The following is a 23735-nucleotide window of genomic DNA, read 5'->3' as shown; positions in this document are numbered from 1 at the left end:
TGTAACAAAACTCCTTCTTGACATATTGTTTTGTTACAGCTTTTATTAATTATAGTGCTATATAGTAGTTGATGTTTCTGCTGTTATGTGTTTTTCTACTACCTCTATCAACTCTGGTAAATCCATTTCTATATCTCTTAGTTTTTCTATTGTTGGTACTCCATCATTTGTCCATCCTCTTCTTTTATATACTGCATCTATCAATTTTTGATATTGATCTTCTCTATATTCTCTCATTACCTTTATCTTTTCTTTGACTGTTTTACCTACTGGATCATAGTGGACTAATTCTTTTAATTGCTTATCAAATCTATCTACTCTAGACTCGTATTCTTCTACAGTTACTGGTCCCATAGCTCTATATGGTATTGCGTCGTTAGCTCTCTTTCCATAACCTCTTCTTATATTAAATATCCTTTGGAAGTTATACACTCTTTCTGACTGTCTAATTAATTCATCCAAATCTATATCTTGACCTGTAACACCATTGAATATCTCTATATAGTTTTGAACATGCTCTATAACCTTGGCAGGCTCTTTTGATTTAGCATTACTTGCTGGCGTGATATCATTCCATGGGAGTTTACACAGACCATTTAATCCAAACCACGTTCTAAACATAGGGAAATAATGTAGTGCTTCTGCTTTATCTTCAAATGTTGGTATTTGGTTGTGTACCATATCCATAAATATTAACCAAGCTTCATCATGTTGAGGTCCTTTGTTTGTTAATCCATAGCCACCTTGCTGAGCTAATGATTCTTTGCATAGGTATTCAGAGAATTCAAGTCCCTTTTGTTCCATAGCTATGTCATTGATAAAATCAGGGTCAGCTCCATATTCTTCTATGAAAATCTTCTTCATTCTTCTAACACCTTGCCCTGCTATAAGTCCGAATCCTTCACCTCTAGACATCTGATGTAATAACTCTATAGCGGCTTCTGCGTTTCCAAATCTAAGATCTAATCCTCCTGTTATTTCTTTATTTATAATACCATTTTCATAGCATTCCATTACAAACGCTGTCAATGTGCCGAAGGAGATAGTGTCTACACCATAAGTATCACAATAGAAATTACACTCCAATATATACTCTGGGTCAAATATACCACAGTTAGAGCCTACGCCTGCTGCTGTCTCATATTCTGGCCCATCTATCGTCACTTTGTGACCCTTATATGGCCCTGATTTTAACTCAAAATTATCTGCTGCTTTTGCACATGACATTGAACATCCATACCAGCATCCATCCGCCAAGCCTTGAGTGATGTATTTATCTCTAAATACATATGAAGCTATATTGAGAACATCCTCATGTGTACCAAACTTGAAGTTATGTGTAGGTAATAAATCGTACTCTCCCATTACTTCTATTATATTTGCTGTACCTATCTTTCTCATTGTGTTTTGCTCATCGTCAAATCTACACATTTCTTTGTGGAATCTTATACCTGCTCTATTTATCTTAGATTGATCTACTGCATTGTTTAGATTACCTTTTACACTACTATATTTAACTACGAGTGCTTTTATCTTTTTGTCTCTGAATACTCTTCCTATTCCGCCTCTACCTGCTTGCTTTAATCTTGCTACTTTTCTTCTTAGATCATAGAAACTAAAGTTAAGTAAACCTATAAATGTATTCTCTGCGGCTGTTCCTGCCGATACTACTGAAATATTTCGTTTATCTTCCTCTGTTTCAGCGTACATTTCGGTAAGTTGTTCTGCTAGCACATGGCTATCTACTGCTTCTAGTGGTGCTTCCTCTATTTTTATTACTCCTTTGTCTCCATCTATAAATATGATTACATCATTTTTAGCTTTTCCCTGTATCTCTAGTGCATCCCATCCAGAAAATTTTAATAATGGCCCAAAATATCCACCAACATTGCTATCTATTACTATATCGGTAAGTGGTGATATGGTTACTACTAGGGATTTTCCTGCTCCTGGATATTGTGTTATGCCTGCTATCGGCCCTCCTGCTATTACTATTTCGTTTTCTTCGTCATCCCATTTGGTATCTGGAGTTGTAGCATCCCATAGTTTCCTTAGTCCAAATCCTTTTCCTCCTATGAATTTGTCCTTCATCTGTTGCGTCACTGGTCTAGATTCTACTGTATTATCCGATACATTTATATATAATGTCCTATTGGTATAACCCTTGTCTATAGTACCTAGCTTGTAATCAAACTGCTTCAAAAGTTTTCTAGAGTTCTTTAACTGCTCTATGTTCAAATATAACGCCCCCTTTTTATATATTCGCTTCTTGTGCTATCTCTATTGATAATGCTCCTGTTGGGCATTTTTTAGTACATAAGCCACAAGCTATACACTTAAATGGTTCTAAGTAATCATCATGTTGCATCATAGCTGCTTCTGGACAATATCCTACACACATAAAACAGCCTACACATTTTTTCTTGTTAATTCTTACGATTCCGTTTTTATCTCTGTAAATTGCTTGAACTGGACATATATCAATACATGTGCCACATTGATTACAATGATTGATTTTATTAGCTCCATCTACAATTTCTGTGACTTTTATTGAAGATTTATTGAGATTTTTTTCTTTGAAAAAGGCCTTTGAACACACCTCTTGACAATCATGACAGCCAATACATAAATCTTTGTTTATAATTAATTTTTTCAATTCTAACACCTCCTATATTCCTATACAACTGATGGCTCAAATATAAGTTCTCCTCTTTTAAATCTATCTCTATCAAGTGATGATACGTCGATAGTATTTTCCTCACCTATTATTTGCTGCGCTATAAGAAGACCTGTAACAGGTGCAAGCATAAATCCATGACCACTGAATCCAATAGCTAAATAAAATCCTTCTAGTTCGTCTACTGTACCTAGTATTGGATGATGATCAGGCGTTATGTTATATAAACCAGCCCATTGTCTTACTACTCTAAGCTTACCTATAGGAGGCAAAAGGTTAGTTACGGTCTTAGCCATCTCCTCCATGAACTTCCAGCTTGATGTTATTCTAAGATCTCTAGGTTCTGTATTATCACCTCTACCCATTATGAATGAACCATGTGGAGTTTGCTGACAATAAATGTTTAATGAAAACGACATAACCATAGGCTCTTGGGTCGGCTCAACTGGCTCTGTAACAAGTATTTGGTGTCTTTCTGAGAATACTGGTATGTCCACTGATACCATATCTCCTATGTGCTTTGAATATCCACCTGCAGCATTTACCACTATATTGGTAGCTATCTCTCCTTTGTTTGTTATTACGGATTTAATTTTGCCATTTTCTTTTTTGATACCAATTACTTCTGTATATAGATAAAACTTAACTCCCAATCGCTTAGCTGCTTTCGCATATGCATCTGTTGTAAGAAATGGGTTAAGATGTCCATCACTCTGACAGAACGTTGCACTAGTCATTATATCTGTGTTTAAATATGGCACTATTTTAGTCGCTTCTTTTGGAGTTAATCTGTCAACCTTTATTCCTAAGCTTCTTTGAAGTTCTATATTCTTCTTAAATTGTTCATCTTCTTTCTCTGTAGTAGCTACCATTAAGTATCCACCTTGCTTAAACTCTATATCTCCATCATACTCCAGCTCTTCGTTAGCTGTTTGGAAAAACTTGATACTCTCCATTGCTAATTTGCAATTCATTTCCATACCAAACTGTTGTCTGATTCCAGCTCCGCATCTTCCTGTTGAACCACTAGCAAGATAACTTTTTTCAATTACTACTATATTTTTAACTCCCTTTTTAGCTAAATTATATGCTATTGAACAACCAGAAATTCCACCACCTATAATCACTACTTCTGCTGTTTTAATCATCTTCACAACCTCCCTTAACAAATTGAGCTATTTTTAAACCTTTAACAGGAGGTCTGCTATTACAGGGAGGTATATCTGCTATGTTTTCCCCTGTGTATTTTGCGATTTCTCTTTGTATTAGTTGTCCACATGTTCTTCCTTGACACGGCCCCATTCCTGCTCTTGAGATTCTCTTTATTTCTTCTAAACTTGTATAACCTTGTTTTATTAAATCCCTTATTTCCTTTAATGTTACGTCTGAGCATCTACAAATAATAGTATTGTCATCCATTCTTATCCCTCCACTCTGATATTTCTGAATTTGTACATATACTCTCTTGGAACAGATACATGTATCACTGGTGTTCTGTCAAAGGATTTTGGATTTTGAACCTTGATAACGCTTGCATCACATATGTGCTCTCCAGCTCTATCTAATCCCTTTACTATTTCACCTTCACTTGGCAATGGTAATAGCTCATACGGTAGTTTGTATATAAGTTCTTTTTTTGATTTGCTACCATCAACAATCATGATTGCAAGTCCAGGGCATCTACTTATACAAAGTCCACATCCATTGCACTGGTCCTCATTTATTTTTGGTCTATCATTTATATCATTAAAATTTTCTATTGCATTTCGTTTGCAGGCTGTAGAGCAAGGATTACAGGGTATTCTTTGAAAACATTCTATTACTGCTACTGGCCCTCTATTTATTCTCTCCTCGCTAGGAAATACTTCTTTTATCATCGCTGGTGTAGCTATCCCTGTACTCTCTAACATGTTGCCTCACTCCTAACTATTTTTTGTATACCTGCTAATATTCTTTCACCTACATGTCCTGAGCGTAATGATTCTAGCTGATCTATATAATCTTTTCTAAGCTCATCAAAATTTGGGTGTACATACCCTATACTTTTTGCTGCACATAAACCTGCCATATATCCTTCAACCATAGCACTACTTGCCTCTTCAACTCCTGTTACATCTCCTGCGACAAATATTTTCTCTACTGTGGTTTCATAATTGTTATCTCTAATAGGCACTCTTCCACTTAGCTCTGGAACGTATTTCATTTCGCATCCTGCTTGTGCTAATAACTCTGTAAGTGGTGTTAATCCTACTGATAAACACATTACGTCAACCTCTAACTCTTTTTCTGTCCCTTCTATAGGTTGCCATTTTTCATCTAACTCACATATTATTACTTTTTCTAAGCACTCTTTTCCTATTGCTTCTTTTACTGTATGTCTAGTAAGAATTGGTACTCCCATTCTTCTAACTTTAGATGCATGTACTAAATAACCGCCAATATTAGGTGCTGCATCTATTATAGCCTCTACTTTAACTCCTGCTTGCATTAGCTGATAACTAACTATTAGACCTATGTTTCCAGCTCCAACCATCAATACCTTGTTACCCGGCTTTACTCCATAAACATTCATCAACGTTTGTACTGCTCCTGCTCCATAAATACCTGGCAAATCATTTTGTGGAAATGCCAATACTTTTTCACTAGCTCCTGTTGCCACTACCATTGCATCAGGCTTAACTTTAATATATTGATCTTTGTTTTCTATTGTTAATATACCATCTTCAAATATTCCTAAAGCTGTTGTTTGCTCCATAATTTCTATATTTTCTTTGTATTTATCTAATTCTTTTAATAATATATCTGTGATATCTATACCTCTTGTAGCTGCGTATTGTTTTTCCGAGCCAAAAAACATATGAGTTTGTTTTATGAGCTGTCCTCCTATTTTATTGTTTCTATCTAATATGAGTACTTTAGCTCCACTAGCTGCTGCACTGATAGCAGCACAAAGACCTGCTGGACCTCCGCCTATTACCACCAGTTCTACTTTTTTCATAGAATTTCCCCCTTACCATTTTGCGTCTCAACTACCATACCTTCTTCCAAATCAGTAATACATGTTCTCACATTTGGCTCTCCATTAACTTTCATTAAGCAAGATGAACAGTTGCCTATAGCACAATAAAAACCTCTAGGCCTGTGCTTAAATAAACTCTCTCCTAAAACTTTTACTCCTGCTGCATGTAAAGCAGCAGCAACTGTTTCACCCTTATACCCCACTATCTCTTGACCATTGAATATGAATTTTATTTCTTCACCTCTTTTAAAGTCTAGTATGGGATGTTCTTTTATTCTCATGCAAATCCCTCCTCAGATATTTGATATGCAATTTTTGCTATAGTTATAAAATAGCAATTTTTGTGCCATGTTTTGAATGCTATTGACCCTAGCTATAATCACATTTTAAAATTATCAAATTCTTTGGTGTTAGTATTCTGACGTTTTTTATTATGGGTTAATTTTCTTCATTTTAAATTATATGGTTTAATATAGGCTTGTTACTGAATTTTCTGAAGATTCTATGTATTTTTAGCACTCTATTTAAGCAATAACTGTTACAACACTAAACGTCAATATCTCGACGTTTAGTGCCAGATTATTGACGTTTTATTCTAGGTTATGTTTTTTCATTTTAAAATAAAGTGTACTTCTAGGTATATTTAATAATTTTGAAGTTCTCATCTTATTATAGTTTGTTATTTTTAATGCTTGTTTGATTGCTTTTAATTCAGCTTTTTCTAATATTTTGGTTAAATCAAGTGTCTTACTATTATAACTATCCTCTTCTTCTTTTTGCAATATTCCATTAATGTAAGACCTATCTATGTTATTGCCTTGTGAGCTAATAACTATTCTCTCTATTGTGTTTCTTAGCTCTCTTATATTACCAATATACTCGTGCTCTTTAAGCTTATCCATTATTTCGCTTGGTATATCTACGATATTTTTCCTATATGTTATACAGAATTCTCTTACAAATTTGTTCACTAGCATTGGTATATCTTCTTTTCGCTCTTTTAGTGATGGCAGATAAACATTAACACTGCTCAATCTATGAAATAGCTCTTCTCTAAATAAGCCTTTATTTACTTTCTTCCTTAAGTCATCACTAGTGGCCGCTATAACTCTTATATCTATATTCATTATTTTATTATCTATTATTTTTAATATATCATCCTGAAGTGATAATGGTAATTCTCCAACTTCATCTAGAAACAACGTCCCTTTATCTGCTAACTGGAGTTTGCCGAGTACACTTGATTTCATATTGTTACTTCCAAAAAGCTCTTTTTTTAAATCTTCCTGTGAGCTCTTATCACATTCGACAGATACAAAATGTCCTTTCATACTGCTTTCTATATGAATAGCTCTTGATAATACTTCTTTTCCTGTACCACTTTCACCTGATATTAGTATGTTCACTTTTGATTTTGATATATTCTTACACAACTTTATTGTGCTCTTTAATCTCGTGTTTTTTGTTTTTATTTGTGATAATGTTAGCCTACTTTCGTTTAGCTTTGATACTTCATTTTCGAGCATTGATATATTTGACATTGCATCATTGAGAAGCTTTGATATTCGAAATAGCTCTGATATATCCATATCGCAACTCACCGCTCCTATGCACTTGTGCCCATCATAAAGAGGTGTCGCACTTATTATGTCATAGCAATTTTCTCTAGGATTGTTATATATATTTCTGTATTCTTTTTTCTGTGCTATAACTTTGGGTAGCAATGCTGTAGGAAATTTATCTGTTATAAGTTTATCAACTATTTCGTCTTCAGCAATTTTGTATAACTTTTGTGCACTTTGATTCCATAAAAGCACTCGACTATCCTCATCAACTACACATATTGCATCATGTAGATTATCTATTATATTATTAAATAATACGTAGCTTTTATCTATGAGTAATGAATATAGCCTTCTAATCTGTGTTTCATCAATTAAACCTATTGGTCTTTTATCTCTATCTAATATAGGTATAGCCTCTATTTCACTCTCTTTCTGTAGTATGTTTATTAAATCGATTGAGCTATTTTCTTTATATAGAGCAAATTTTAAATACTTATTATTGTTTTTTATATAATCTCTTATTTTTATACCTGATTTGTGTGCTTTTAGTATATCCATCAATGAAAGCATAGCGAATATTTTATCACTATCCGTTATTATTACGTTTTGCTTATCTTCAGCCACCATGCGTTCTAACATATCATTCGTTTTAGTATTTATACTGGAAGTAAATATGTCATCTTGCATTAGGTCAATAAGTTTAATATTTTTTAATATTAAATTTTTTATCTTCATATTTAGCACCTACCTTGCACTTTATCTTATCAAAGTATTTTATATGTAGCAATGTTAATATTGGATATTTACTATAGTTTATCTTTGTGGGTCTTGTGTTATACTTGCTAGTAGTAATCTGTATTTTTGTAAATCGTTCATGTTAATTTATAGTTCCCAAAGTCTAAACATTTTCAGCTTAAGGTTTATTTTCTGGTATCTCCATTGAATAATCAAACTTTATCCAGATAGTAACTTAAAGTCTTGATGATTCATACTTATTAGGGGAAATATACCTATATTTTCAATAGATATCTTGTTCTTTTTTATTGTTTAGAAACATTGCAAAGACAATTCTTTACTTCTTTAGAAAAAGTACATGCTTATTTTTAAAATAAGGGAAGTGTATATGAAACTCCCCTTACACTGCTAGCTATACCTTTGCCTTTATAGCATTTTCAAATTCTTCTTGTATCTTTTTAGATGGTTTTTTGCCAAGTATGCTGACTATGAATATTGCAATAGAGGCAAATATAAATGCTGGCAGTATTTCATATACATCGAAAAGTCCTCCTTCTAGATGTTTCCATATGATTACTGTTAATCCTCCTACAACCATGCCGGCTATTGCACTATTTCTAGTCATACGCTTCCAATAAATTGATATCAACACTACTGGCCCAAACGATGCTCCTAGTCCTGCCCATGCATAAGATACTAACCCCAATACACTACTATCTGGATTTGTTGCTATTAAAAATGCTATAAATGCTATTATAACTACTGCTATACGACTTATTAATACAAGCTCTTTTTCAGTAGCTTTCTTTCTAAATACAACTTGATAAAAATCCTTTGTAAATGATGATGATGTAACTAATAGCTGTGAATCTGCTGTGCTCATCACTGCTGCCAATATAGCTGCTAAGAAAATACCTGCTACTAATGGATGAAACAACGCATTTACCATTACCATAAAAACTGTTTCACTACCTGCTCCCTCAAGTGGTGTTTTTAGGTATACTATACCTATCATCCCTATTAATACAGCTGCCCCTAAACTTATTACTGACCATGTTGTAGCTATTATCCTAGCTTTTTTTACTTTCTCAGATGATTTTATAGCCATAAATCTCACTAATATGTGTGGCTGACCAAAATACCCTATACCCCAAGCTGCTAGTGATATTATTGATAAAAATGTCAACTTAGTTCCATCTGTCTTTGTAAATAAATTTAATAGTTCTGGATTTACCTCCTTGACCGAACTAATCGTATCTGTGAATCCTCCTAGAGTAATAATAGCTACTAATGGCACTGCTATTATTGCTATAAACATCAATATACCTTGTATAAAGTCTGTAAAGCTTACTGCCATAAAACCTCCTAAGAAAGTATATCCTATTATTACTACTATACCTATTACTAGAGCCCACATATAAGGTAAATTAAATACTGCATTGAATAATTTTGCTCCTGCTACAAAACCAGAAGCTGTATACACTAAGAAAAATACTACTATAAAAAATGCCGACACCATTCTAAGTATTCTTGTATTGTCCTTAAATCTGTTTTCAAAATAATCTGGTAAGGTAATAGAATTATTTGATATCTCTGTATACTTTCTAAGCCTTTTAGCAACAAATCGCCAGTTCAAATATGTACCTATTGCTAAGCCTATAGCTATCCAACTTGCTTCTAGACCACTCAAATATGCAGCTCCAGGTAAACCCATTAGTAGCCATCCACTCATATCTGATGCTGATGCACTCATTGCTGCTACCCAGCTATTAAGCCCTCTACCCCCTAATATGTATTCTGATAAACTGGTAGTTTTTTTGTAAAAATGCATGCCTATAGCAAGCATTCCAAGTAAATATAATGTAAATGTAAAAATTATGCTTCCACTTACCGCCATAAAAATCCTCCTTTTTAGTACTTTAGTTTGATAAACAATATAGCACAGTTCTTCAGCACCATCAATATATAAATATATCTACTATAATCTATATATATTAAAGCACGTATATTTTTATGCTGTCATGAAATTGTAAAGCAAGCATTTCAAGCCATCTATAACACTATGCTAATAATTAAAAGTTGTTATCTGATGCAAATAAAAAACATGTGTCAATTTTCAGACACATGTCAATATACTACCACTTATTCTAATCTATATTTATCAAGTTTAAAGTATAAAGTACTTCTAGGCACTTTTAACAGCTTAGCCGCTTTTGTTTTATTGTTATTTGATATTCGCATTGCTTTTTTGAGTGCGTTTATTTCTGCCTTTATTAGTATTTTGTTCAGATTTAAATCGTCTTTATTTGCTTTATTTTTTATATCTTTATCTTTCGTGATTTTCTCTGGCAGTAAGCTTATATCTATGCTATTATTTTTTGCTAATATAACTATTCTTTCTACTATATTTTTTAATTCTCTTATATTACCTTCCCATTGATAGTTTTCTAAAATGTCCATAATGTGCGAAGGTATATTTCTCTCTAGCATATTGTATTGCCTACAAAATTTCTTAACAAAATTATCTACTAGTATTGGTATATCATCTTTTCTCTCCCTTAATGGAGGTAACTCTATAGTAATGGAGTTTAGACGATAAAATAGATCTTTTCTAAACTCACCTTTATCAACCATTTCTTTTATGTCTTTGTTAGTTGCAGCTATAACTCTTACATCTATTTTTGTAGACTTTTCACTTCCGACTCTAGTTATTATACCATCTTCTAAAAATCTGAGTATTTTAGGTTGCATCTCTAATGGCATATCCCCTATTTCATCAAGAAATATTGTGCCATTATTAGCTAATTCAAGTTTTCCTATCTTTCCATTTTTATTTGCACCAGTGAATGCACCTTTTTCATATCCAAACAGCTCACTTTCTAGTAAATCCTTTGGTATAGCACTACAATTGATAGGTATAAAGTTTCCTCGTCTCTTACTTTCACAGTGTATTGCCTCTGCAAAAACCTCTTTTCCTGTGCCACTCTCTCCCATTAGTAAAATATTTATATTAGCTCCAGCTATTTTTTTACTGAACCTCACTTTTTCTTTAAATCCAAGATCATTTCCAATAATTTTGTCAAATGTCATTTTGTCTTTATTGATGTTACCTAATTCTTCTTTTAATGCTTCTAGGTTTGACTTAGTTTGATTTAATAATCGTGATATATTTGTAATCTCTGTTATATCTCTATCACAGCTTATTGCCCCTATAAGCCTTCCATCTTTATATAGAGGTCTAGCACTTATTATATTGAAACAACTTTCTCTTGCTTCGTTATATATATTTTCAAAAGTTTTTTGTTCTTTTAACACTCTAGGTAATAATGCATTTGGGAAAACTTCATGTAAAGGTTTATTTAATATATCTTTTTTCTTAATACCATGCATTATCTCTGCACTACCATTCCAATACCTTACTATTCCTTCTGTATCTATAACACAAACTGCATCGTTTACTACATCTACTATTTTGTTTAGTAATGTATATGAATACATAAGACTTTCGTCATACAGTTTTTGTATCTCTTTTTGAGTGAGTATACCTATAACCTTCTTATCGTCGTATACTAACACATATTCAGGATTGAATTTAGATATTGTATTTATTACATCACTCGTTTGCATTCTACTATTTACACAGCAAAAAAAAGAATTTGTCTTTTCCCACTTTTTTATATATTTTTCAAATGGTATTTTATTTATTGTTAGTTTTAGTATATCTTTAGCTGTCAATACTGCTTTTGGTATATCTTTATCATGCTTTTTATCGACTATCACAGCTATGTTTATATCTTCTTTTACGAATTTATTAATAATATTGGAGGTATTGTTACTGTATATTTTTAAAAACGATGTACTCATAATACTCGATATGTCTGTATGGTTTAAATTTATCTGATTTAGTCCCATTCGTATCTCCTCCTAATAGCATTATTACAATATTCGTTACCATTGTATTTTTTTCCTGCTTTATATTGTCTAATTATGTATTTAGTTAAAGGTAATTTTAACATATATCATTGTGTGTAAAATCTAACATTGCAAATATTGATTAATAACGCAATAAATCAATTTATATAATTGTTTTACAGAAAGTTAACATGGATTTTATATGCATATAACATAAAGAGCTTATACTTAGACTGTATTAAAAATTCTAAAAATTTAAGGGAGGCTAAAGATCTATGAAAAAAAAATCTATTTGTATTGTTTTGTTATTAACTATTATGGTTACTTTATCGTTGTTTAATGGTCCACTTACTACTATTGCTTCAACTAATAACTCTATCAAACCAATCGCTAAAACTCCAAAATACGTTTTTTACTTTATTGGTGATGGTATGGGCTCTTCTCAAAGACAAATATCAGAGTATTATCTACAAAAACTCACTAAAGATGATACTCGCAAACTTATAATGAATACTTTCCCTTGTTCTGCAATCAATACTACACACTCCATGGATACGGTTGTTACAGATTCAGCAGCTGCAGGTACTGCACTTGCAACTGGATTCAAAGCTAACAACGGTGTTATTTCTAAAGATGCTGATGGTAATAATCTTGTAACTCTTATAGAAGCTGCGAAAGATAGAGGTATGGCGACTGGTATAGCTACTACTACACGTGTTACTCATGCCACACCAGCTGTTTTTATTTCTCACAATGAGAACAGAGGTAATGAAAACGACATAGCTTTTGACATGCTAGATAGTAGTATAGACTATTTGGTAGGTGGTGGAGCAAGACATTTCATACCTAAAAATTTTACAACCATAAAAGACTGTTTTGGCAAAGATATCAAATCAAAAAGAACAGATTATAAAAATATCCTAAACGAATTTAGTAAAAAAGGTTATTCTGTGGATATTGGATTAACAGGTTCTAAGAATTTTAAGAATACTAACTTCAAATATACAAAAAAATATATCGGATTATTTTCAAACTCTCATCTACCATATACTTTGGATGATTACAACAATAACACTTATGATGCTCCAACACTTGCAGAAATGACTAAAAACGGAATAGATTTATTGTCTAAAGATAAAGATGGTTTCTTTTTTATGATAGAAGGTGGTAGAATCGACCATGCTTGTCATCCAAATGATGCTCCATCAGCGATAATGGATACTTTAGCTTTTGATAATGCTATAAAAAAAGCATATGATTTTTATTTAAAACACCCAGAAGATACACTTATACTTGTAATGGGGGACCATGAAACTGGAGGTCTTGGAATGGGAGTTAATACTGATTATTTCTTAACACTAGAAAAATTATTTAATGCAAAAATGTCAATTGAATCTCTTGAAGGTAGCTATAATGGAAATAGAAATGAATTTTATAAATTAATTGAGAAAAACTTTGGTCTATGTAATCTAACTAAAACTGAAAAAGAGCTATTAGAAAAAAGCATGGCTATGTCTGATGAGTCTAAGTTTTCAGAGGGTAATAGATACAAATATGATGAAACTGCTATGGCTGTAACTCATATTCTATCTAAAAGAGCAGGGATTTATTGGACTTCATATGCCCATACTGCTACTCAAATACCAATGAGTGCTATAGGTGCTGGTTCTGAACTCTATAATGGATTTTTAGATAACACTGAAATAGCCAAATTAACTGCTAAGATACTTAAACTTGAACTCTCTAAATAATTTTAATTACTTATAAAGAGAAAAGAGGTCTTTCATGAAAATAAGAGTATCTTTTATATATACGATTTTATGTCTTGTCATAATCTTAATTTTTATAAAATCTATAGACAATAATAAACAATATAATAAAAAAATCCAAGAAGTTAAAGGCATAGTAATGGAAATTGATGATTCTAATGTTGTTAAGGCAGGATTATCTTCTATAGGGAATCAAATATTACGTGTTAAAATTATAACTGCAAATTACGATGGGATTGTTACTAATGTTATTAATTCTCTTTTAGGTAAACTTGACTTTGATAATTATTACAAAGTTGGTGATAAACTAATCGTTGCATTAAAATATGATGATAACAACAACATAGTATCTGCCAAAGCTGTTGATCTTTACAGACAAAATTATATATTATATGTATTTCTGATATTTGTGATATTGCTTGTATGGTACTCAAGGGTTATTGGTTTAAAAGCACTCTTTTCATTTATTGCTACTGTTTTTATTTTGTGGAAAATTCTAATCCCCCTTTTAATTGCAAATAAAAACCCTTTGTTAGTCACTACATTTATACTAATTATATTGACAGCTATTATACTTTTTTCTGTCGCTGGCTTTACAAAAAAAGGGCTTGTCGCATTTTTAGGTACTATCTTTGGTCTGGCTATAACACTATTTCTTACTGTTATAATAGGAAACAAGCTGGGTTTAGGGGGGATGACATCTCCATATGCTGAAACTATTGTTTTTTCTGGATATTTTAATCTAGATATGAAAAGTATATTTTATGCGACCATCATTATAGGCTCTTCTGGAGCAGCTATGGATATAGCTATGGACATATCATCTGCTTGCTGGGAAATAAAAGTGAAAAAGCCGGATATCTGTAGAAAAGAACTCCTTAAATCTGGTTTTAATGTAGGAAGAGATGTTATTGGCACAATGACTACCACTTTATTACTTGCTTACTCTGGAGGATATTTGACACTATTTATGTTATTTCAAATTAGGGAATCAAGCTTTATAAGAATTATTAACATGAAGATTATTTCAGCTGAAATAATGCGTACTTTGATTGGTAGTATAGGTCTTGTGATAGTTGCTCCTCTTACTGGAATTATTGCAAGCTGGTTATTTATCAATAGCAATTCTAAACATAATTTAATTAAATAATATGAGGCTTTTTATTTAATGCATCGATATTATATTTGATTCCTCCTTATTTATCTCATATCTTGTTGATGCATTTTTTTGTTTATTATTTATGGTATAATTGAAACAAATTGATTAATGTCAAAGGAGATTATCACATGATAAAAGATGTATTAATTTTAGGAAATAATAAACTTTATGAAAGAAGTGAAGAAATTGACACCCATAACCTTGATTCAATAAAGGATATTATCTCTGATTTACATGATACTCTAATGGAATACAGACGTATACATAATGCAGGAAGAGCAATAGCCGCTCCTCAAATTGGCGAGATGAAAAAGCTTATATACATGCATATTGATAAACCTGTTGTCATGATTAACCCTATTCTTACTTTCGAAGATGATGAAATGATAGAGGTGCTTGATGACTGTATGTCATTACCCAATTTATATGTAAAAGTTATGCGCCATAAACGATGTAGACTTGAATACACGGATATGAACAATGTAAAGCAGGTACTTCATCTTGAAGGTGATTTATCTGAACTTATTCAACATGAGTATGATCATTTGGAAGGGATACTCGCTACTATGCGTGCTATTGACAATAAATCATTTGTTATGAAGAAAGGTTGTTTTTCTTAGATTATGTTACTAAAAAAAGAATTACTAATAAATTCACTAGAAGCTAAAGAACACTATTCGTAAACGACATTGAAGCATCTATTTTATCCTTATTACAATCAAATAAACAGATGCTTCTCCAAGTTAGAATAATGTTTTTTAATGCTTCCACAAATAAAGTAACGAGTACCACTACAAAGCATTACCCTTGGTTTTCTATTCAAAACAAAAAACAGTCTATCTAAGGACTGCTTTTTTACTCTGTCTTTGGTACTATATAAGTTATATTCTTATCTTTATTTCTTATTATATCTACACCTATATCATATATGTTACTGATATTTTCTTTTGTAAGGACTATCTCTGGCTTATCGTATGCTTCTATCTGTCCATTATTCATCATTATTATCTTTTTACAGTACTTTAGAGCCATATTAATATCATGTATCGTTATTATTATTGTTAGATTATCTTCTTTGTTTAACTTCTTACATAGATTCAATATATTTATTTGATGCTTAATATCTAAATGTGAAATTGGTTCATCTAAAAGCAATATCTCAGGTTCTTGAGCTAAAGCTCTGGCTAGCATAACTCTTTGTCTTTCTCCACCACTTATCTGAAGTATCTTTTTATCTCTTAGATCCCATGAATCTGTGACCTTCATACATCTTTCTACTACTTCATAATCCTTCTTAGTTTCCCCTGAGAATCTTCTTTGGTGAGGCATTCTTCCCATTAGCACTATATCATGCACTGAGAAATCAAAGCTAATATTATCAAATTGATGTACTACTGCAATTTTTTTTGCTAATTCTTTATGAGATGTTTTTGAAATATTCTCATTCCCAACTGATATATTTCCTGATAGTGGCTTTAATAAGTTACACATATTTTTAAGTAATGTAGTTTTTCCACAGCCATTTGGTCCTAATATCCCCAAAAACTCTCCTTTGTCAACTGTAAAGTTTAAATCTCTTAATATTAAGTTGTCTGTATATTTGAATGATATATTTTCTATTTTCATAGCACTGCTCATAACGGTTACCTCTCTATATGCTATTCTTTGATTTTCTGAGTAAATAAAGGAAAAATGGTCCACCAAATATTGATGTTATTATACCTACAGGTATTTCTACGCCATTTAGTACTGTTCTAGCTAAAGTATCACAAATCAGCATAAATATAGCTCCTCCTACAATTGATACTGGCATCAATACCCTATGATCCGAACCAAAAATCAATCTCAAAAGATGTGGAACTATCAATCCTACAAATCCTATTATGCCACTTACAGATACTGCACAAGCTGCTAGTAAGGATGCTACTACTAACACTATTTTTTTAGTAGTCTCTACATTTACCCCTAAACTTTGCGCACTATCTTCTCCTATAGATAATGCATTAAGTTCCTTGGTTAAGGATATCAATATAACTAACCCTATTATTGCAGGTACAATTACTATTAATATCTGTCTATAATTAGTTCCATTAAAACTACCCATAGTCCACCCTATTATTTTACCGAGATCTCTTTGATTAAAAATCATCATTAATGATATTGCTGAAGAAAGTAACGAGCTCATAACTATACCGGCTAATAATATTGAAGTGGTTGATATTTTACTACCTCTTCTAGCTAAACCATAAACAATTATGGTAGTGGCTAGCGCTCCAGCAAAAGCTAGTATACTTATTATTCCTAGCCCCATAAAACTATTACTCACTCCTAGCACTATACCTACCGTAGCACCAAATGCTGCTCCTGATGATGATCCCATTATGTACGGATCTGCCATTGGATTCTTAAATATAGCCTGATATGCTACTCCTACTATTGCAAGTATTCCTCCACATATAACTGACATTAGTACTCGAGGTAATCTTACCTCAGATACTATAAATATGGCTGATTTTTTTATACTAGACATATCCATGTTTATATTTAAGAATTCAAGTTTGTTAATGGTTATCTTCACAACATCTTTTATTGGTATTTTTACAGTTCCTAAAGATACTGCGCTAAACATAAGCAATACTAATACTGCTGACAGCATTAGTATCACTATATGGTTTTTCCTTTTATTTTTATTATATGACATCAAATCACCGCTTCATCTTAGAATCCTAATTCATTTACTAAATCACCATGTACCATTTTAAATAACATCTTCAAACCTATATTAATTGCTCTTGGTGCTGATAGTTCCAATATATTCGAATCAATTTTTTCGTAGGATTTATTTTTTATAGCTGATAATATACTAAAATTGCTACTGTTTATCATGCTATCTATATTAGTCTTATTACCTACTAGTATGTCTGGATCATTATCTATTATCTTTTCAACGCTATACTTCCAGCCTTTTACATCATCTGCAGCATTTGTTGCTCCTACTGTTCTTATCATATCTGCTATAAATGTATCACTTCCTGCTGTATATTCGCCGTGTTGCCCTGTTCCAACAACATAGTATATGCTTTTTTTATTGCTGTTATTATTTAAAACGTATTTTATCTTTTGAACTTTTGATCTCATGCTTGAAACCAACGCTCTTGCTTCGTAATTTTTATTTACTATTTTCCCCATTAACAGCATTTGATCATATATACCTTCTATGCTCACTGGTGTCTTAGCTGATGCTGAAGCTATACCAGCTTGACTCAATTTATCTAATATCTCTTTTTTAAAGTGTGTTTCTGCCAATGCTAAATCAGGTTCTAAGTCTATTATAGTTTCAATGTTTGGTTCAAACAAAGTCCCTACGTTTTTGATATCTTTAACTTTTGATGGATACTTACAATATTGTGTTCTACCTACTAATTTTTCAAAAGCACCTAGTTCATATAGCTTTTCTGTTACTCCTGGCGCTAATGATACTATTTTCTGTGGCTCTTTATCTATTACAATCTTGTTCTCTCCATTTTTTATTGTCAATGGATATTTTGTTGTATCTCCTGATTGCTTACTAAAAGATACTGATTTTGTGGTAGATAACCACGTTAATTTATAATTGAGTGTCTCTAGTAACATTCTATAAGGTACGTATACTTTACCTTTTTCTTCGAATGTTTTGCAATCTAAAGTTACATTGATATTATTAATACTCACTTTGTTTGAGTCTATATTAAACTCCATAGTCACGTAACTATTATAAACTTTTACTTTGTTACCTTCTTTTTTTGCTTTTACACCATAGTTACTAACATCATCTGTTGATATGTAAGCTCTACAGCCTTTAATAATATAATCTTTTTGTTTCTCACTACTCGCAAAAACATCTGGTGATGCTATGTTTAAGCATAAAAATGTTATCGCTAAAAACAGTGTAAATAGTTTTGTAAATCTTTTCAATTTAAAACTCCTCTCTTATTTAGCTTGGAGGTTATTTGCAAAAAAATAACACATTAGAAATATGTGTTTTCTTTAACAACATACTTCCTCCCGAAGCACTAGTTTTATTATCCATAAGGCAGGTTTCCTGGCTTGTAGGTCATCTTTGATTCTATCCTTCCCACTCATATTTTGAGTAGTGGTTATTAAGAATCTCATCTCTACATACAGTAGCGGGGGCTGCAAAGGCTTCTAACCTTTTTCCCTTTTACCTATGGGGCTGTTTCTATTTACATCCCTCATAGCACCTTTTAGATTATTTGATTATATATATAGTATAGTTTAACTTTTATCCTTTTGTCAATGCAAAGATGAATTACATCTGTGTATATTAAGTATTATATACTGGTTTTATGTTAGTTCTTTGTGTATCTTATTCTCTACCATAAGGTATCAAAATATCACCATAGTAATTATATATGGATAAAATAAAATTTATTATTAACTCACCTCAACTAAACCATCAGCATCAGTATGAAACTCAAATTCAATCTTATATCCAGATTTTATCCTATAGAACTTCATGTCATTTATCAATGTCAATATCAATCTAGTGTTTTTACCTTCTTCAACTATCTGTATGTCACTTATACGATCGTTATAATTCATTAGATTATATATTTTTTGTTTATCTGAAACCTTTGTATCATGTAATTCTATGATAAATTTATCGTTATTAAAACCAGTAACTATACGTGGTCTAAAATCTAAATATGCGTTATTATCCCTGTCAAATTCTAACTGTAATCCATAACTTGATATACGTATGTCTTTCAAATCATAATTAACAAATTTCCCGCCTTCACCAAAATCTATAGACTCCTCTAATGGAATCCATATATCTTTATTGTAGCCTATTACCTCATAGTTTCCTTCTTCATCAAGTGCTATTCTATAATGCTTTTTATAAGGAGCGTAACTACAATAGAATTCAGAACTATAACCAGTCATTTTAAGTTCAAAACAATAATCATTAATAAATTTACACGAATCCACAAACATCGTACCAGACGGCACCCAGCATACTATATTTGTTTTAAGATTATAATACATAAATAACTGTCTATTACTATCTAGTATTACTTCAATTAACGCTGTGTAATTTTTATAGCGCTTAAATATACTTACGTTTTTTATATTATCACATTCTTCTTTAGCATCTTTATTTGCTATTTGCAGTATTTCTTCATCAGTAATTTTAATTTCTTCTTTTACACTTACCTCTTTGTTACTCTGGGTTGTGCATCCTGTAACTATTAATATTATCGCAGTAAGCAAAATATAAATCAATAACTTTCTTAGCATAAGCTATACTCATCTCCTTATTATTTAAGCAAATAATCTTTTGAGTATAAATGTAATTGATTTGGTTAATATTGTCAAGTTTGTATCAATATAATTATTCTAAATAAAAAAAGCCCATAGATAAAATTGCATCTTGGACTTTTCTGTATTTATAGCTTTATTTAAGGTTTTCTGGATTCAAGCATTCAAGCTCAGGTATAACAAATTTACCATCTTTTCTGATTAATACATCATCAAAATAGATTTCTCCTCCGCCGTACTTAGGAGTTTGTATACATACTAAATCCCAATGTATTGCTGATGTGTTTCCGTTAGGTGCTTCATCATATGCTTTACCAGGTGTAAAGTGGAAGCTTCCCATAATCTTCTCATCAAATAGTGTATCTTTCATAGGCTCTATTATATATGGATTAACTCCTATTGCAAACTCTCCTACGTATCTTGCTCCTTCATCTGTATCAAATACCTTATTTATCTTCTCAGTATCATTTGCCGTAGCTTCTATGATTTTACCATCTTTAAACTTCAATCTAATATTATCATATGTAAACCCTTGATAGACTGCTGGACAATTATAAGTAAGAGTACCATTTACAGAATCTTTAACTGGCGCTGTAAATACTTCCCCATCTGGTATATTATAATTTCCTGCACATTTTATTGTAGGAATATCTTTGATAGAAAATGTTAAATCTGTTCCTTCGCCCTTGATATGAACTCTATCTGTTTTGTTCATCAACTCTACTAAACTATCCATAGCTTTTGACATTTTATCGTAGTCTAATGTACAAACATCAAAATAGAAATCTTCAAAACTCTCTAAACTTGTGTTAGCATCTTGAGCCATACTGTTGTTTGGATATCTTAAAACTACCCATCTTGTATGATTAACTCTTTGATCTAATGCTGGTCTAGCATATTTAAACATCAATTGCTTTTTTTCACTTGGAACATCTGCTGTTTCATTCTTGTTATCTCCTGCTCCTATTCCGATATACACATCCATCTCTTTCATTCTTGCGAGATCTAAATCAGATTTAAGCTTTAATTGTTCTTCGCTTGCACCCAGCATCAATTCTCTACTTATAGCGCTATTGGCTAATTGTACAAATGGATATGCTCCAACTTTGTAAACTTCCTTGATTATAGCTCTTATAAGTGGATAAGCGCTTGTCCCGCCTGTTGATATTAATACTTTTTCACCCTTCTTCACTTTAGTTGAAAAATTAACTAAGTTCTGTGCTAATTTTACAATTCTACTATCCATTTTCATCTCCTCCAATACATAGTTATTACGGTATTATATCATATTTTCAATATAATTGATAATATCTAACAAAAAAATAATATCTTATAATAATATCTTTATAAACCCTTTTTTATAGAATTGATGAAGTTATCAATAAATCTAGCTGTAAATCCCCATATTATGTACTCATTATATTCATAAAAATGTACTGGAAATACTCCTTTTCTCCATTTATAATGTTTTCCATTTGGAATCAAATCATACGGAAATTTATCTTGCAACTCTATCTTTACGTATGAATCATACTCTCTTGGTTTATTCTCTATAAAAAACTCAAGTGGTACTAAAAAGCAATGATCTACCTCACTATTACTGTAGTTTTCTATATTCTCAACCTTTATCAGTCCCACATAGCCAAATACCTGTATATTATATGGACCTGCAATATAATCTAACTCTCCAATAACATCTATATCTTCACTTCTTATTCCTAACTCTTCGCAAGTCTCTCTAACACTTGCCTCTTTCTTAGTTTCGCCCTCTTCTATACGCCCTCCAGGAAATCCTATTTCCCCTGGCTCTTCACTTAGTTTATTTGATCTTACCTCAAATAAGATATGTAGTATGCCATCAACTTCAACCAAGGGCATTAATACTGAATATCTTCTATCAACATTCATTTGCTTTGCTTTTTTATTTTTGTATGCTTTACATATATCATTTAGTTTCATAACCCACTCCTATCTAATACAATTTACCATATATATATGGAATCGCAGTCTCTACTTTTAATATCCTATCACCAAAGCTTACTGGAATAAAACCATACTTTATAAGCATATCAATTTCGTATTCTATAAATCCACCTTCTGGACCAATAGCCACAGTAGTTGGCTTATTTATGTTGTATGGACACTGCTTATCAGCTATTGGATGTGCCACAAATGGTATAGTATCTTTTATGATTTCGCTTATTTCATCTTCTACAAAAGGTTTAAACAACTTTACTATTCTAACTTCCGGTAAAATCGTATCCTTTGCTTGCTCTAGTCCAAGTATCATATTATCTCGAAGTTTTTCTTCGCTGAGTACTGGACTATTCCAATAGCTTTTTTGAACCCTCCATGTCTTTATCACAAATATTTTCTTAACTCCTAATGCAGTGACTGTTTGTAATATTCTTGCAAATACCTTTGGTCGAGGCATTGCTAATATCAGCTGGGATTCTAATGGTTTTGGTGGTTCTTTTAACAGTTCAATTTTCATACATAGCATATCTTTACTAAGATGTGTTATCAAGCCAATACCTATCTTACCGTTTAACAATCCTACCTTTAACGTCTGACCAACCTCTGCTTTATGTACTGATAAAACATGCTCAAGTCGCCTTCCCTCTAATTTAACTGTATCATCTTGTGTAAAATCTTGCTCAAATAATATTATTAGGTTCATTCTTTATCATCCAATCTTAAAGTCTTTGCTAGTCTATTATAATGTACAAATTATTGTAAATCAATAAAGTCTCATTAATTATTGTAATAAAATTGCTCGTTGTTATCCATAAAAAACACTTAATCGTAAAAAACAAAATTTTATTTTGATTTTCAGAACATTTTGTAGTTTTATAGTGTCATAGTACTATTTACAAAGTATAATGAGGTCATGATATAATATGGTTGTCGACAAAAATATTATACTAATTTTATAATTTTTAGGAGGTATTTGATATGCACAAAATGAAGAAAAAAATCGCACTAGCAGTAGTTTTAGTATCTACAGTATTAGCAACAAGTTTATTCCCTGTTACAGCATCAAAAATGAGCTTTGATGACTATTTGAATGGTCTATCTATCGGAAGTACTTACGGACAGCCAACAACAAGCTCTAACTCCAAAAAAATGTCATATGAAGAGTTCGCAGAAAGAACAAGACTAGATTTCCCAGGGATGTCTGAAGAAGCAATCAAAAAGTTTTACAAAAAATTTCTAGAAGATATAGAGAAAGGCTATTATGGTCTTCCCGTGGAACCTGCAAATCCTACAGTAAACTCTAAAGAAAACCCCAAAGAGAACCCTTTTGAGAAGTTTTTAGGTGGTGGATACGTAGATCCTATTAGTGGTCAACCTGATACGCCTTATGTTAAACCCAACCCAGTTCCATTTGACGAATTCATGAGTAAAACAAGTGCTAAATTTACAGCTAAAGAATTAGGTAATTTAAGAAAGCTTTACGAGAAAGCAACTGCTTTAGTTAAAGTAAACAAAATTAAAGATGCTGATAAGATTTGGGCTCAGATTGATGAAATAATCCGTGAGCGCGATCCAAATTATAATAGCTAAGACATAAAATAAA

General features: G+C 31.8%; 21 protein-coding genes and 1 riboswitch. Of the genes, 4 read left to right on the top strand and 17 right to left on the bottom strand.

Going from position 1 to position 23735, the window contains the following annotated elements:
* Positions 1 to 57 precede the first annotated feature (57 nt).
* The 10 genes from P3X86_RS00185 to P3X86_RS00140 all read right to left on the bottom strand — a co-directional run bounded on the left by P3X86_RS00185 (position 58) and on the right by P3X86_RS00140 (position 11908).
* The gene (locus tag P3X86_RS00185; protein ID WP_483290600.1) at positions 58 to 2238 is read right to left on the bottom strand and encodes an aldehyde ferredoxin oxidoreductase family protein; all 2181 of its coding nucleotides are present in this window, start codon (positions 2236 to 2238) and stop codon (positions 58 to 60) included.
* A gap of 16 nt (positions 2239 to 2254) precedes the next feature.
* Positions 2255 to 2656, bottom strand: coding sequence for a 4Fe-4S binding protein (locus P3X86_RS00180; RefSeq protein ID WP_483290599.1), 402 nt, complete (start codon positions 2654 to 2656; stop codon positions 2255 to 2257).
* 20 nt (positions 2657 to 2676) lie between these two features.
* The gene (locus tag P3X86_RS00175) at positions 2677 to 3825 is read right to left on the bottom strand and encodes an NAD(P)/FAD-dependent oxidoreductase (protein ID WP_483290598.1); all 1149 of its coding nucleotides are present in this window, start codon (positions 3823 to 3825) and stop codon (positions 2677 to 2679) included.
* Positions 3818 to 4096 (bottom strand): (2Fe-2S)-binding protein, encoded by a 279-nt coding sequence (locus P3X86_RS00170; RefSeq protein WP_483290597.1) that lies wholly within the window; start codon positions 4094 to 4096, stop codon positions 3818 to 3820. Before P3X86_RS00170 ends, P3X86_RS00175 begins: the two co-directional genes overlap by 8 nt.
* Before the next feature lie 2 nt (positions 4097 to 4098).
* Complete coding sequence (locus P3X86_RS00165; RefSeq protein ID WP_483290596.1) at positions 4099 to 4587, bottom strand: 4Fe-4S dicluster domain-containing protein; 489 nt, start codon at positions 4585 to 4587, stop codon at positions 4099 to 4101.
* The gene (locus P3X86_RS00160; protein ID WP_483290595.1) at positions 4581 to 5675 is read right to left on the bottom strand and encodes an NAD(P)/FAD-dependent oxidoreductase; all 1095 of its coding nucleotides are present in this window, start codon (positions 5673 to 5675) and stop codon (positions 4581 to 4583) included. The genes P3X86_RS00165 and P3X86_RS00160 overlap by 7 nt, the downstream gene beginning before the upstream one ends.
* A complete protein-coding gene (locus tag P3X86_RS00155) occupies positions 5672 to 5977 on the bottom strand; it encodes a (2Fe-2S)-binding protein (protein ID WP_483290594.1) in 306 nt (101 codons plus the stop codon). Before P3X86_RS00155 ends, P3X86_RS00160 begins: the two co-directional genes overlap by 4 nt.
* A 309-nt stretch (positions 5978 to 6286) precedes the next feature.
* Positions 6287 to 7996: a sigma 54-interacting transcriptional regulator gene (locus P3X86_RS00150; protein WP_483290593.1), complete on the bottom strand. Its 1710-nt coding sequence runs from the start codon at positions 7994 to 7996 to the stop codon at positions 6287 to 6289.
* Between the two features lie 412 nt (positions 7997 to 8408).
* Positions 8409 to 9893, bottom strand: coding sequence for a sodium/proline symporter PutP (putP, locus tag P3X86_RS00145; RefSeq protein ID WP_483290592.1), 1485 nt, complete (start codon positions 9891 to 9893; stop codon positions 8409 to 8411).
* Between the two features lie 245 nt (positions 9894 to 10138).
* Positions 10139 to 11908, bottom strand: a complete 1770-nt coding sequence (locus tag P3X86_RS00140; protein ID WP_483290591.1) for a sigma 54-interacting transcriptional regulator — start codon at positions 11906 to 11908, stop codon at positions 10139 to 10141.
* Between the two features lie 275 nt (positions 11909 to 12183).
* On the opposite strand from P3X86_RS00140, the gene P3X86_RS00135 reads away from it, so the two are divergent.
* From P3X86_RS00135 to P3X86_RS00125, 3 genes are all read left to right on the top strand, one after another.
* Positions 12184 to 13659, top strand: a complete 1476-nt coding sequence (locus P3X86_RS00135; protein WP_483290590.1) for an alkaline phosphatase — start codon at positions 12184 to 12186, stop codon at positions 13657 to 13659.
* 34 nt (positions 13660 to 13693) lie between these two features.
* The gene (locus P3X86_RS00130; RefSeq protein WP_483290589.1) at positions 13694 to 14827 is read left to right on the top strand and encodes a YibE/F family protein; all 1134 of its coding nucleotides are present in this window, start codon (positions 13694 to 13696) and stop codon (positions 14825 to 14827) included.
* 137 nt (positions 14828 to 14964) lie between these two features.
* Positions 14965 to 15456, top strand: a complete 492-nt coding sequence (locus P3X86_RS00125) for a peptide deformylase (RefSeq protein WP_483290588.1) — start codon at positions 14965 to 14967, stop codon at positions 15454 to 15456.
* Between the two features lie 235 nt (positions 15457 to 15691).
* Here P3X86_RS00125 and P3X86_RS00120 read toward each other — a convergent pair whose 3' ends face one another.
* From P3X86_RS00120 to P3X86_RS00090, 7 genes are all read right to left on the bottom strand, one after another.
* Positions 15692 to 16474, bottom strand: a complete 783-nt coding sequence (locus P3X86_RS00120; RefSeq protein ID WP_483290587.1) for an ABC transporter ATP-binding protein — start codon at positions 16472 to 16474, stop codon at positions 15692 to 15694.
* Positions 16475 to 16487: 13 nt separating this feature from the next.
* Positions 16488 to 17537: a FecCD family ABC transporter permease gene (locus P3X86_RS00115; RefSeq protein WP_483290586.1), complete on the bottom strand. Its 1050-nt coding sequence runs from the start codon at positions 17535 to 17537 to the stop codon at positions 16488 to 16490.
* Positions 17538 to 17554: 17 nt separating this feature from the next.
* Entirely contained in the window at positions 17555 to 18790 is a 1236-nt protein-coding gene (locus tag P3X86_RS00110; protein WP_483290585.1) for a helical backbone metal receptor, read from the bottom strand.
* A 100-nt stretch (positions 18791 to 18890) separates the two neighbouring features.
* Positions 18891 to 19096, bottom strand: a riboswitch (cobalamin riboswitch).
* A gap of 174 nt (positions 19097 to 19270) precedes the next feature.
* Positions 19271 to 20134 (bottom strand): hypothetical protein, encoded by an 864-nt coding sequence (locus P3X86_RS00105; RefSeq protein ID WP_483290584.1) that lies wholly within the window; start codon positions 20132 to 20134, stop codon positions 19271 to 19273.
* A 157-nt stretch (positions 20135 to 20291) separates the two neighbouring features.
* A complete protein-coding gene (locus tag P3X86_RS00100; RefSeq protein ID WP_483290583.1) occupies positions 20292 to 21401 on the bottom strand; it encodes an aminopeptidase in 1110 nt (369 codons plus the stop codon).
* 98 nt (positions 21402 to 21499) lie between these two features.
* Entirely contained in the window at positions 21500 to 22114 is a 615-nt protein-coding gene (locus P3X86_RS00095; RefSeq protein ID WP_483290582.1) for an NUDIX hydrolase, read from the bottom strand.
* A gap of 13 nt (positions 22115 to 22127) precedes the next feature.
* Positions 22128 to 22835 carry a 16S rRNA (uracil(1498)-N(3))-methyltransferase gene (locus P3X86_RS00090; protein WP_483290581.1) on the bottom strand — a complete coding sequence of 236 codons (708 nt, stop codon included), beginning with the start codon at positions 22833 to 22835 and terminating at the stop codon, positions 22128 to 22130.
* Between the two features lie 275 nt (positions 22836 to 23110).
* Here P3X86_RS00090 and P3X86_RS00085 point away from each other — a divergent pair, with 275 nt between their 5' ends.
* Positions 23111 to 23722, top strand: a complete 612-nt coding sequence (locus P3X86_RS00085; protein WP_483290580.1) for a hypothetical protein — start codon at positions 23111 to 23113, stop codon at positions 23720 to 23722.
* Positions 23723 to 23735: the final 13 nt, after the last annotated feature.

The sequence above is a fragment of the Abyssisolibacter sp. ZYX002 genome (genome assembly GCF_056892235.1).
The sequence above is the reverse complement of the archived record's forward strand: the minus strand, read 5'-3'. Positions and strand labels throughout refer to the sequence as shown.

Coding starts and splice junctions, on each gene's coding strand:
- P3X86_RS00125 (WP_483290588.1), top strand. CDS start 14,965: ATGATAAAAGATGTATTAATTTTAGGAAATAATAAACTTTATGAAAGA.
- P3X86_RS00115 (WP_483290586.1), bottom strand. CDS start 17,537: ATGTCATATAATAAAAATAAAAGGAAAAACCATATAGTGATACTAATG.
- P3X86_RS00085 (WP_483290580.1), top strand. CDS start 23,111: ATGCACAAAATGAAGAAAAAAATCGCACTAGCAGTAGTTTTAGTATCT.
- P3X86_RS00150 (WP_483290593.1), bottom strand. CDS start 7,996: ATGAAGATAAAAAATTTAATATTAAAAAATATTAAACTTATTGACCTA.
- P3X86_RS00155 (WP_483290594.1), bottom strand. CDS start 5,977: ATGAGAATAAAAGAACATCCCATACTAGACTTTAAAAGAGGTGAAGAA.
- P3X86_RS00105 (WP_483290584.1), bottom strand. CDS start 20,134: ATGCTAAGAAAGTTATTGATTTATATTTTGCTTACTGCGATAATATTA.
- P3X86_RS00170 (WP_483290597.1), bottom strand. CDS start 4,096: ATGGATGACAATACTATTATTTGTAGATGCTCAGACGTAACATTAAAG.
- P3X86_RS00165 (WP_483290596.1), bottom strand. CDS start 4,587: ATGTTAGAGAGTACAGGGATAGCTACACCAGCGATGATAAAAGAAGTA.
- P3X86_RS00135 (WP_483290590.1), top strand. CDS start 12,184: ATGAAAAAAAAATCTATTTGTATTGTTTTGTTATTAACTATTATGGTT.
- P3X86_RS00090 (WP_483290581.1), bottom strand. CDS start 22,835: ATGAACCTAATAATATTATTTGAGCAAGATTTTACACAAGATGATACA.
- P3X86_RS00140 (WP_483290591.1), bottom strand. CDS start 11,908: ATGGGACTAAATCAGATAAATTTAAACCATACAGACATATCGAGTATT.
- P3X86_RS00100 (WP_483290583.1), bottom strand. CDS start 21,401: ATGGATAGTAGAATTGTAAAATTAGCACAGAACTTAGTTAATTTTTCA.
- P3X86_RS00130 (WP_483290589.1), top strand. CDS start 13,694: ATGAAAATAAGAGTATCTTTTATATATACGATTTTATGTCTTGTCATA.
- P3X86_RS00175 (WP_483290598.1), bottom strand. CDS start 3,825: ATGATTAAAACAGCAGAAGTAGTGATTATAGGTGGTGGAATTTCTGGT.
- P3X86_RS00160 (WP_483290595.1), bottom strand. CDS start 5,675: ATGAAAAAAGTAGAACTGGTGGTAATAGGCGGAGGTCCAGCAGGTCTT.
- putP (WP_483290592.1), bottom strand. CDS start 9,893: ATGGCGGTAAGTGGAAGCATAATTTTTACATTTACATTATATTTACTT.
- P3X86_RS00120 (WP_483290587.1), bottom strand. CDS start 16,474: ATGAGCAGTGCTATGAAAATAGAAAATATATCATTCAAATATACAGAC.
- P3X86_RS00095 (WP_483290582.1), bottom strand. CDS start 22,114: ATGAAACTAAATGATATATGTAAAGCATACAAAAATAAAAAAGCAAAG.